Annotated in this window: 6 protein-coding genes; 3 read left to right on the top strand and 3 right to left on the bottom strand. The window is 58.3% G+C overall.

Translation table 11 applies throughout. The features are described 5' to 3' along the window. The 3 genes from IV098_RS09355 to IV098_RS09345 form a co-directional block, all read left to right on the top strand. On the top strand, window positions 1–1034 hold a 1034-nt coding region (locus IV098_RS09355), incomplete at its 5' end, for a PrkA family serine protein kinase (RefSeq protein WP_296888408.1). Between the two features lie 240 nt (window positions 1035–1274). Continuing rightward, window positions 1275–2540: a YeaH/YhbH family protein gene (locus tag IV098_RS09350; protein ID WP_296888406.1), complete on the top strand. Its 1266-nt coding sequence runs from the start codon at window positions 1275–1277 to the stop codon at window positions 2538–2540. Between the two features lies 1 nt (window position 2541). Beyond that, window positions 2542–4071: a SpoVR family protein gene (locus tag IV098_RS09345; RefSeq protein WP_296888404.1), complete on the top strand. Its 1530-nt coding sequence runs from the start codon at window positions 2542–2544 to the stop codon at window positions 4069–4071. A gap of 139 nt (window positions 4072–4210) precedes the next feature. Here the strand turns inward: IV098_RS09345 and IV098_RS09340 are convergent, their stop codons facing one another. Genes IV098_RS09340 through IV098_RS09330 form a run of 3 tightly spaced genes read right to left on the bottom strand, consistent with a single transcriptional unit; the run spans window position 4211 to window position 11423 of the window. After that, window positions 4211–6976 carry a DEAD/DEAH box helicase family protein gene (locus tag IV098_RS09340; RefSeq protein WP_296888402.1) on the bottom strand — a complete coding sequence of 922 codons (2766 nt, stop codon included), beginning with the start codon at window positions 6974–6976 and terminating at the stop codon, window positions 4211–4213. Then, window positions 6973–9768 carry a TrlF family AAA-like ATPase gene (locus tag IV098_RS09335; RefSeq protein WP_296888400.1) on the bottom strand — a complete coding sequence of 932 codons (2796 nt, stop codon included), beginning with the start codon at window positions 9766–9768 and terminating at the stop codon, window positions 6973–6975. Before IV098_RS09335 ends, IV098_RS09340 begins: the two co-directional genes overlap by 4 nt. Further along, the gene (locus IV098_RS09330) at window positions 9765–11423 is read right to left on the bottom strand and encodes a site-specific DNA-methyltransferase (RefSeq protein ID WP_296888399.1); all 1659 of its coding nucleotides are present in this window, start codon (window positions 11421–11423) and stop codon (window positions 9765–9767) included. Before IV098_RS09330 ends, IV098_RS09335 begins: the two co-directional genes overlap by 4 nt. Window positions 11424–11430: the final 7 nt, after the last annotated feature.

The raw sequence follows: 11430 nt of genomic DNA, 5'->3' as shown, positions 1-11430 counted from the left end.
CCCACAGCAACGAGTCGGAGTGGACGACTTTCCGCAACAACAAGAACAACGAGGCTTTCCTCGACCGCATCTACATCGTCAAGGTGCCGTACTGCCTGCGCGTATCCGAAGAGGTGAAGATCTACCAGAAACTGCTGCAGCACAGCTCGCTGTCGGAATCGCCATGCGCGCCAGGCACGCTGGAGATGCTGGCGCAGTTTGCGATCCTGACCCGGCTCAAGGAGCCGGAGAACTCCAGCATCTACTCCAAGATGCGCATCTACGACGGCGAAAACCTCAAGGACACCGATCCCAAGGCCAAGAGCTACCAGGAATACCGCGATTTCGCCGGTGTCGACGAGGGCATGACCGGCATCTCGACCCGCTTCGCCTTCAAGATCCTGTCCAAGGTATTCAACTTCGATCACAGCGAGATCGCGGCCAACCCGGTGCACCTGCTCTACGTGCTGGAGCAGCAGATCGAGCAGGAACAGTTGCCGCCCGAGGCCGAGCAGCGCTATGTGGCCTACCTCAAGGAATACCTGTCGCCGCACTACTCGGAGTACATCGAAAAGGAACTGCAGACCGCCTACTTGGAATCGTATTCGGAATACGGCCAGAACATTTTCGACCGTTACGTGACCTACGCCGACATGTGGATCCAGGATCAGGAGTTCCGCGATCCCGACACCGGCGAGATCCTCGACCGCACCCAGCTCAATGCCGAACTGGAAAAAATCGAGAAGCCCGCCGGCATCGCCAACCCGAAGGACTTCCGCAACGAGGTGGTCAACTTCGTGCTGCGCGCCCGCGCCCAGAACCACGGCAAGAACCCGACCTGGACCAGCTATGAGAAGCTGCGCGCAGTCATCGAAAAACGCATGTTCTCCAGCACCGAGGATTTGCTGCCGGTCATCTCGTTCAATACTAAGGCCTCCAGCGAGGAACAGAAGAAGCATCACGACTTCGTCCAGCGCATGGTCACCAAGGGCTACACCGACAAGCAGGTGCGCCTGCTGGCCGAATGGTATCTGCGTGCGAGGAAGGCGTCGTAACGGGCGCGATGGGGTATTGGTGATGTCACCGCACCGCAAATCCCCCCCAGCCCCCCTTTTTCAAAGGGGGGAGAAACCCCGCGATGGGGGCTGTCTGGGTATCCCCTCCTTGAAAAAAGCGGGGACAGAAGGAATTGCCACGCCCCTCTCCCACCTGGGTATCCCCCCCTTTGAAAAAGGGGGGTTAGGGGGGATTTCCGCGCCCCATTCCCACCCCCACCCGGCCAAGGAGCGCCACCCATGAGCCAGCTCGTCGACCGCCGCCTCTCCGGCAAGAACCGCAGCGCCGTCAACCGGCAACGCTTTCTGCGCCGCTTCAAGACGCAGATCCGCAAGGCTGCGGCGGAGGTCGTGTCCGGCCGCAAGGTGACCGATCTGGAGCGCGGGGAAAAGATTTCCATTCCTTCCAAGGACATGTCCGAGCCGGTCTTCCACCACGGCTCCGGCGGCCGCCGCAACATCGTGCTGCCCGGCAACCGCGAGTTCGTCAGCGGCGACCGGGTGGACCGCCCCGAAGGCGGCGAGGGGAAAGGTAGCGGCAGTGGCGGCGGGCCGCAGGGCGAGAGCATGGACGACTTCGTGTTCGAGCTGTCGAAGGAAGAATTCATGGATTTCTTCTTCCAGGATCTGGCGCTGCCCGATCTGGTGAAGAAGCAGCTTGCCGCCGTGCCCGAGGTCAAACGCGCGCGCGCGGGCTTCGTCAGCCAGGGCAACCCGTCCAATCTGCACGTGGTGCGTTCGATGAAGCATGCCATCGGCCGCCGGCTCGCCATGGCCGCTGGCCCCCGCGAAGCGCTGCGCGAAGCCGAGGAAGCGCTCGAAGCGCTCGTCGCCCGCGGCCTCGGTGCCAGCGACGAGGCTGAGACGCTGCGCGAGGAGATCGCGGCGCTCAAGTCCCGCGTTGCGGCCGTGCCCTTCCTCGACACCTGGGACCTGCGCTACGCCAACCGGGTCGACCAGCCGACGCCCAGCAGCCAGGCGGTGATGTTCTGCCTGCTGGACGTGTCGGGTTCGATGGACGCCGACCGCAAGAACATCGCCAAGCGTTTTTTCATGCTGCTCTATCTTTTCCTCACCAAGAGCTACGAACGCATCGACGTGGTGTTCATCCGTCACCATACCGTGGCCAAGGAAGTCGACGAGGAAGAGTTCTTCAACTCGCGGGAAAGCGGAGGCACCGTGGTGTCCAGCGCCCTCGAACTGATGAAGGACATCATCCTCGAACGCTATCCGAGCGCGAGCTGGAACATCTACGCCGCCCAGGCTTCGGACGGCGACAACTGGGAAGACGATTCGCCGCGCTGCCGCGAGCTGCTGCTGCAAAGCATCCTCCCGCTGACGCAGTACTTCGCCTACGTGGAAATCGAGGCCGAAGTGCCGCAAAGCCTGTGGCACGAGTATGAACGGGTGAAAGCGGCGAGCCCGCGCTTCGCCATGCAGCGCATCCTCACGCTGGAAGACATCTATCCGGTGTTTCGTGAACTGTTCAGGAAGAAGGTGGCTTGAAATGGAAACCGAAATGGAGAACGCGGCCCCGCCCGTCAGCCCACGCCAGCCGATCTCGGAAGGTTCGGAATGGACCTTCGAGCTGCTCGATCAATACGACCACGAGATCGCCCGCGTCGCCGCCCATTACGGCCTCGACACCTACCCCAACCAGATCGAGGTCATCACCTCCGAACAGATGATCGACGCCTATTCCTCGGTCGGCATGCCGGTGGGCTATCACCACTGGTCGTACGGCAAGCAATTCCTCTCCACCCAGAAGGGCTACCAGCGCGGGCAGATGGGCCTGGCCTACGAGATCGTCATCAATTCCAGCCCTTGCATCGCCTACCTGATGGAAGAAAACACCCTGACCATGCAGGCGCTGGTGATCGCCCATGCCGCCTATGGCCACAACTCCTTCTTCAAGGGCAATTACCTGTTCCGCACCTGGACCGACGCCGAGGGCATTCTCGACTACCTCGTGTTCGCCCGTCATTTCATCGCCGAGTGCGAGCAGCGTCACGGCGATGAAGCCGTGGAAGAGATTCTCGACTCCTGCCACGCGCTGATGAATCACGGCGTGGATCGCTACAAGCGGCCGACCAAACTGTCCATGGGCAAGGAGCAGGCACGCCAGCTGGAACGCGAGGCCTACCTGCAATCCCAGGTCAACGACCTGTGGCGCACCGTGCCGGTGAAAGCGGTGGCCGAAGTGGAAAAACAGGTGCGCCGCTTCCCGGCCGAGCCGCAGGAAAACCTGCTCTATTTCATCGAGAAGAACGCCCCGCGCCTGGAGCCCTGGCAGCGCGAGATCGTGCGCATCGTGCGCAAGATCGCGCAGTATTTCTACCCGCAGCGCCAGACCCAGGTCATGAACGAAGGCTGGGCCACCTTCTGGCATTACACCCTGCTGAACCACCTGTACGAGGAAGGCAAACTCACCGACGGCTTCATGATGGAGTTCCTGCAGTCGCACACCAACGTGGTCTACCAACCGCCCTACAACAGCCGCCACTACAGCGGCATCAACCCCTACGCGCTGGGTTTCGCCATGTTCACCGACCTGCGCCGCATCTGCGAACACCCGACTGAAGAGGACCGCCGCTGGTTCCCGGATCTGGCCGGCAGCGACTGGGTGAAGACGCTCGACTTCGCCATGCGCAATTTCAAGGACGAAAGCTTCATCGCGCAATACCTTTCACCCAAGCTGATTCGCGACCTCAAGCTGTTCGCGCTGGTGGACGACGATAACGAGGACAAGCTGGAAGTCACCGCGATTCACGACGACGCTGGCTATCGCACCGTGCGACAACTGCTTGCCGACCAGTACAATCTGGGCAACCGCGAGCCCAACATCCAGGCCTACCAGGTCGATGTCTTCGGCGACCGTTCACTGACGCTGCGCCATTACATGCACGATCGCCGGCCGCTGGGCGAATCGGCGCCGGAAATGCTGCGTCATCTCGCCCGCCTGTGGGGCTACACCGTCCGCATCGAGAGCATGGATCCGGACGGTACCGCGCATCCGGTGGCAAGCAGCGAGGCTTAGCGCCTCCCGAGGGGGGCGCGGGTCTCAGGCCGCGGCGGCCACCTTGGGGTTCTGGCGGCGACCAGCAGCTTGGCAAACTGATCCAGCGGCTTGTCGATACGCTGGATGTTCTGCTCCTGCACTTCGTTGCGGCTCAGTTTTATTTAACTTCGTAGCGCGAGCGAAGCGCGGAAATTGTCATGTTTGGGGCCACCGCATCATGCGGTATCAATAGGTAAACCCAAGATTTTCCACCGACCTTAGCTGCATAGTCCGATGCGTTCTTGCACCAGATCACCGCCTGATCGGCTTTGGCCTTCACCTCCGTCTCGGACTCCTGTGCTTCGGCAACTTCCTTGGCCTTCTTCGTTTCGATCATTAGTGTGATGTCGTCCAAAGCCACCACGAAATCCGGGATGTATTCAGGCTGGTTCACGCCTGATCGGTAGTAAATGCTGAACTGACCGGAAACGGGACGGAACCAGCGGCGGGCCTCGCGCTCCAGCACCGTTGCCAGGATACGCTCTGTGTCCGAGTGAAACTTCTGGAAGGGATACGCGCAGCGTTGGAAGCCGCCATAAACGTACTGACCGATGGTCCGTTTATCATCAGGCGCCCAGTGCAGAGGCTTCACATCGTCCTTGGCAGTAAAGGCACAAGGCTTCAGCGGCATGAAGCCCTGGCTGACGATTACCTCCGAACCGGCCGAATCTTCTTCATAGTGCCTGGCCATCTGGAGATGGATGCTCTCCGCGATGGCACGTCCATGGTTGCCCAAGATGTTGTGCACGGCCGATTCGTCAGGCTGCCTGCGGAGAAAGTGCGCCACCGCCTGACCCGCCAGCTCGTAGATCAGATCGGCATGGTCGTCATAAGACACGTCGTCGTAGTTGATCAGTTCACGGACGATGTAGTCCTCAAGCCGGGTTTCTTCGATCACGGCAGCCTCGCCGTAGGTCAGTTGACGTCCCGATTGCAGGCCTTGTGACAATAACTGCTGGTCGGTCGCCTGATAGTTCATGCGCGACACATCAAGTGTGAAACTGCGGTAGCCACCCTTCACCGGCCCAATGGGTACAACGGTGATGCGCGGAATGTCGATGGTCTGGTCGATAAAAACCTCAACCGACTTTTTCACCACTTCGGCCACGGCTTCGGCATTGGAGGCCATAGCGTCCAGCAGCCCGCCTTGCTGCGGCACCAGTCGCTCCATGACCAGTTGGGTCAGCCTATCTTGGACACTGGCCGTGCTCAATGCCGTGCTGGTGGGGACAAGGCCCCGGTCTTTGCCCAGCTCCGCGACCGCATCCATTGCCACCATGGCAATTCTGCGTTCCTCGCCCGTGAAAACCACCGATAGCGATTGAGCGGAATCACCAGTGCCCTGTTTATAACCGGCGGAAACCACTGCGGCGCCATCGGCGCCGGAGCCTTTCACGTCAGAAATACCCAGCATCACGGCTGTATTGGATGGCACTGAAAGACTGGTCAACCGACTTCCATTGTTGTCGGTTGGCTCCAGCCTCAATTCCTTCAAGCGGATCGGCGAGTCGCCCTTGCCTGCCTCGTCGATGACCTCCTTGAACCTATCGTGCGCGATGATGTTCAGGCGATCCACCACCTCAACCCCGGTCTTTCGGCCATAGGGCAGACGCAAGCCGCGCCCGATGGACTGCTGAATTAGGGTTTGCGCGTTGGCAGCGCGCAGTGGCACGATGGTGTAGAGGTTCGTTACGTCCCAGCCTTCTTTCAGCATATTGACGTGAATCACAATCTCGGTGGGGCTACTGTAACTCTCGACCTCAAGCAGATCGCGAATCATCTTGTCTTCTTCGGCGCCGGTCCTGCTGCTGTCGACCTGAATCACCTTGCCCTTGTACTGTCCGTCGAACAAATTCTCCAGCGTTCCCAAGAGCACGCCGGCATGCGTGGTATCACGGGCAATCACCAGCATGAATGGCTTCACCGGTTTCTGCCCGCTCTGCTCGGCGTAGGTCAGCAGATGCACCTTGGTTTCCTCATGAACACGGATGCCGTCCATGAGCTTGATACGCTCCAACTGCTCCGCACTGTGATCGGCCGGGTTGAAGTTCTGCTGAGTCACCACGGCGGGTTCTTTGACGAAGCCGTCCTCGATGGCGAGCGCCAACGGGTAATCCATCACCACGTTTTTAAAGGGCACTGGGCCTTTCGCCCCTTCGGTAAAGGGTGTTGCCGTCAGCTCAAGGCCCAGCAATGGCCTCAGCTCGTTCAACGCCCGGATGCCTGCACTGGCACGGTAACGGTGCGACTCGTCCATGATGAGGACCAGATCGGGCAGTTCAGCCAGGTATTCGAAATAACTCTGACCAAGGTACTCGGAAAGCCGCTTGATCTTCGGCGCCTTGCCGCCGCGAACCTCAGAATTGATCTTCGAGATGTTGAAGATATTGATCTGAACAGGCGCATCAATTGCTTGGGAAACTAAGTCGCCGCGTTGCTCATAGGTTTCACCGGTAATCACCTCTGGCGTGGCAGCGGCGAAGTCTGAAATACCCTTGAATACGTATTTCGGCCCCGTTGTATCGCTGAAGTCGCGGATCAGCTTGTCGTAGATCGTCAGGTTGGGTGCCAGCACAAAGAAGTGCTTGTAGCCATAAGCCGCATGCAGATAACTGATGAAAGCTCCCATCAGACGCGTCTTGCCGACACCCGTTGCCAACGCGAAACACAAGGAGGGAAAGTCACGCTCGAAGTCCGTCAACTTCGGAAACTCAGCCATCAGCGCTTCCTGCATGGCTTTCAGTTCCCCGGCTGAACGGGCTTTCGAGTCGCGCAATGCGGGCACTGTCTCCAGCGCGGTGTGAAGCCGCTCCAGGCTAACGGTTTGCGGCTTGCGCAAGCTCAGGCGACCAGCCACAGTGCGCACGATTTTTTCTCGGCTCATGCTGTGCGCTCCATGTCTTTCAGAATTCGTTTGTAGCGTTGCTCGAAGGCCTTCTCGCCGCCTTCCATGATTTCGCAAACCTTCTTCCTCACAGACCTCTCCTGTAGTCCACCCGCCGCGCTGTTTACGATCTGACCGCCCGCAAATTCCATGGGCATCACCAGCTCAGCATCACCGTTTACGACGATGTTGGCGTTATGGGTGATAACAATCAGTTGGCGGCGGCTCTTGTTGTCGCGCAGCTGCTTGACCACCAAATCGGAAACAAGCGCGTTATCCAAGTCATCCTCTGGCTGATCCATCAGCAGCGGCTCGCTGCCATGCGCCAGCAGGAACGACAGGATCGCGGCAGTCTTCTGGCCCGCCGATGCCTGCTGCAAGCTCTGAAAAGAACTGGCGGCATCACGTTTGTACTGAAGATCAACGGCATCCTCCGGAAACCATGCCGCCAATTCATCGAAGACCACTGAAGCAATCTCCGGCTTCATGTCCTTCAGCTTCTTGACGAACTTGCCGTGCAGCCTCGTGTTCAGCACCTGCTCGTTCATCTCTTCAAGCGACTGCTTGATCTCCTGCAACCGCTCGGGCACGGGCGAAGCCAAGGCCGGATTCACCAAATCCCACACCATGCCGCACGGCTTGGGTGGGTCATCGTCGGTCTCGCCGTAAATTTCCCGGGCAAAAGTGCCCTCGGTTTCAATGCGAAAAATCTCGCGCAGACTGGTGGCGCCGGCTTCTGCGTCCGCCATGGTATTCAACGTGATCTTCAAGGCAGGAACATTCACCAGCACTTGATCGAGGAAGACCTGCCTGAGCGTCGTCAATACTTGGCGCTCCTGGTGCAATGCCGCCTGCGCGTCAACAATGGCTTGCCTCGCTTGCTCAAGTTCGGCGCTGATAGCATTGAGCTGCTCCAGCTGCTTCTTTAGCTTTTCCTCAAGGGCCACGGCATGCGAAGCATCTTCGGCATTGGTGATGCCTTGGGATTTGAGTTCCGCCACGATGCGTGCGTACTCATCCAGATGCACTTTGTTTTCTTGATGCCACGCGCTCGCGCCACTGGCTACCTGCGCCGCCGCAAGATCTGCCTGCATGCTGGCAACCAAGGCCGTGATCTGGTCAAAGTTACCAGCCAGCTTTTGCGTCAGTGCTTCCGTCGCCAGCTTCTCCTCTTGTTCAGCATGAGTCGTGGCCTCGAAATCGGTAAGCGCCAGGTTTTTCAGGTTTGCGGCTTCCGCGGCGCTGGTTTGCAGTGACTGTACATCCTCGCCAAGTTGTCTGAAGAAGCCTTCTACCGTCCGCTGCTGCTTGCCTGCACGCTGATATGCCTTGAGGGCATCGCCAAAGTTAGATGACGCAAAAACCTTGGCCTTGCGCGATGCCTCCTTGTACTGAAGCTCAATGGCGGGTTTCTGCGCAATGTCGGCCTCCAGCGTGCGGACGCGTTTTCTCGCCACGTTCAAGGCCTCGCGCTTGACGGCGAAGTCTTGTTCCCAAGCCTCCTTGCTGCTGCCCAGCACATCGTCGATGTACTGGATCAGATGCTGCGGGTTATCGGCCAACGCCAAAATCTGCTTTTGGCTAAATATCTTTACGGGAAAGTTGGTACGCGCGTGCTCTTCGGTCAGTTGCGTAGCCTGCCAAGCGACACTGTCCCAGCGCTGCACCGACACCGCAAACTTGCCATCGACACCTTTTGCCCAGCAGTACTCGAACCGTTCCTCCAGATCGCCCTGCCCCTTGGAGACTTCAACGGTGATACGGGAATCGTGGAGCATCATGCCCGGCTGATGGCGGCTCGTCTTTTCTTTCCTGAAGTTCTCAAAGGATTGCTTCAACGCGCCGTCAGAGCGCCCCGTCAGCAGTTCGTTTTCTCGTGCCAACCCCAAGCGCAGACATTCCAGTATGGTGGACTTGCCGCTACCCCGGCCACCAATCAAAGCGTTGTAGCTGGGGTTGAAATGAATCGTCAGCGGGTCTTTCTGGCGCAGGCGCAGCTTCTCAACCGTGATGCTCTTGATCTTCGGATGCCCAAGCTGCTGCGGATAATCGACGCATTCGTCGCTGCGACGCACCGCAGAGGCCGGGTCAAGCAGCGCCAGCTTTAAGCCCTCGATAGAAGGCGCCGACATCTTCACCCATGTGAAGCCCCGGCCAATGTCTCTCGGCTGGTGGCTGTCAGATCCAAGCACGAAGGCCATGTCGGCCAAGGCAACAGCATGGGGCTGCAAACAGGCTGCGGCCGGATCAATGACCTCTACCGCATCCAGCAGCTTAAATATCGGCTGAAGTGTGTTGTTGTCCGTCAACGAAATCAGCAGACCTTTCGGTTGATCGACGTGGGCAGCACACGCGACACCGCCAGATGCATGGATTGAGCGGATGACCTGTTCAACGCTTTGGCTGGTCACGCCATCACTATCTCCCGGTGTGCCCATGTAGCCAACGCTGCCACGAATGGCATCAATGTCCGAGGCGCCCTTTGCCGGGTCAAGTATCGCCTTCAGATGCACGCCACCGTTGCATGACAACTCCATGCCGGGGAAGATCGTCATCGTTCCCCATGCTGCCGGGTCTTGCTGTTTCAGTGTCTCCAGTTCGGTTTTCAGCTTGTCGATCCAGCCACCGGTATTGTGATCAGTAACGACAATGCACTGAATGCCCTTGTCCAGGTAGTCTTGCAGCCACTGGCGTGGCGTGATCGCTTTGTCGCCCCTGTAGTCCAGCGATGCAGGCGTGTGGTTGTGAAAGTCGAACTTCCACCAACGCGAGCCGGGGTAGCTGTGAGTCATGCTTGTTCCTCCCCGTTGCTGAACAAACCACCCTGACGCGGCGGCATAGCTTTCGGCTTCTGCTGCATCGGCAGATTTTCAACATTCAGGCTGTAGTCGTCGTGGCCCCATTCGCACTTGCTCAAGACCATCTTCGGAATCTTCTTAAGCGTCAGGTTGGGGAAACGATCCGCAGATCCCCGATACGCCGCGCAGCACACCAGCAGGCTGCGCCCTTCGCCCACCTCGTCACTCAGGGCCTGTAGCTGGTCGGCATTGAGCGTCTGCGTCGTAACGTAGATGAAGTCGTTTTCGGTGCTGGTGCCGTGCTGCCAGTAGTGGGCATCGCTGGGCGCGTAGGTGAAGCCTTCCAGCTTGCAGATCGCCGCCGCAAGCATCTCGGCGTTGTATTCCTTGTTGCTGACCCACTGGCCCCAGCGGTCTTGCTGCAACAGACTGGGGGCTAGCCGGTAGTAGCGGAAACCGCCGCCGCCTTGCCAGTTCACCGCCTGGCTGATGCCGCCCTGATCTTCGCCGTCAATGACTTTTTTCAGGCGCGGAATAATATGCGTGTGACAGTGCTCGCCCAATTCGATCATGATCCAGCGGCGGCCCATTTTGTGGGCGACCGCACCGGTGGTGCCAGAGCCGGCGAAGGAGTCTAGGACGAGGTCGCCAGGATTCGATCCGATTTCCATTACACGTTGAATCAGCCCCTCGGGCTTTGGCGTTATGAAATCGTCCGCTAGTGAAGAACTGCCTAATACAGCGCGCACCTCTTTTCTCGCTGCATCAGTATGACTTGCGTATTCATGAGACCAAAGCGTTTGCGGCACTACGCCTTGATTGCGCAGCAAATGCTTGTATCGTTTGAATGAAGGGGTTTTACCAAGCCCATCCTTACCCCAGTAGATGAAGCCTTCAGCCACATGCCGCAGATGTTCATCTTTCGAGTACGACCAAACGCGCGTTTTACTCGGCCAGATTTCCTCGCCGGTATTGGGTTGCATGATTGCGTAATAAAGGTTTGGCCGCTCCTCTACAGATTTGCTACACGTGTAATTGTCCGGTCGGAAGACTCCTTTCTCATCTTCGTATTTGTACTGCCGATCCTTCTCTTCTGTTCGTGGAATTAGGTTCCTCTTCCAGCTTTCGGTCTTGCGATAAACCAGTAGATGATCGTGCATAGGTGCAATTGTCTTGTGGTCGTTGGCAACTGCGTATTTCTTTTGCCACACCACATTCGCTACGAAATTCGCACGCCCAAACACCTCATCGCACAACACCTTGAGGTAGTGCGCCTCATTGTCGTCAATCGTGATCCACAGCGAACCATCCTCGGAAAGCAGCCGCCGAATGATCTCCAGCCGGTCGCGCATCAGCGACAACCAGATCGAATGCTCCACGCCATCGTCGTAATGCGCGAATGCACTGCCCGTGTTGTACGGCGGATCGATGAATACGCACTTCACCTTGCCAGCGTAATCCTGCTCCAAGGCCCTCAATGCCAACAGGTTGTCACCAAAGATCAGCTGGTTGTCGAAAGAGTCTGTGCTAGTGACACGGTGCTTCGCGTGATAACTTTTCTCCGGATCACCCAACAAAATACGCGGTTCCAGTTTTGGCCGAATATCCTTGCCAATCCAGGTGAGTTCGAGTTTTTGTTTGTTGCTCATAGACCGG

The organism is Thiobacillus sp., from assembly GCF_018780105.1.
Classification (GTDB): Bacteria; Pseudomonadota; Gammaproteobacteria; order Burkholderiales; family Thiobacillaceae; genus Thiobacillus.
The sequence above is the reverse complement of the archived record's forward strand: the minus strand, read 5'-3'. Positions and strand labels throughout refer to the sequence as shown.

Bases quoted from the DNA above. Each gene is read 5' to 3' on its own strand.
- IV098_RS09345 (WP_296888404.1), top strand. From the start codon at position 2,542: ATGGAAACCGAAATGGAGAACGCGGCCCCGCCCGTCAGCCCACGCCAG.
- IV098_RS09330 (WP_296888399.1), bottom strand. From the start codon at position 11,423: ATGAGCAACAAACAAAAACTCGAACTCACCTGGATTGGCAAGGATATT.
- IV098_RS09335 (WP_296888400.1), bottom strand. From the start codon at position 9,768: ATGACTCACAGCTACCCCGGCTCGCGTTGGTGGAAGTTCGACTTTCAC.
- IV098_RS09350 (WP_296888406.1), top strand. From the start codon at position 1,275: ATGAGCCAGCTCGTCGACCGCCGCCTCTCCGGCAAGAACCGCAGCGCC.
- IV098_RS09340 (WP_296888402.1), bottom strand. From the start codon at position 6,976: ATGAGCCGAGAAAAAATCGTGCGCACTGTGGCTGGTCGCCTGAGCTTG.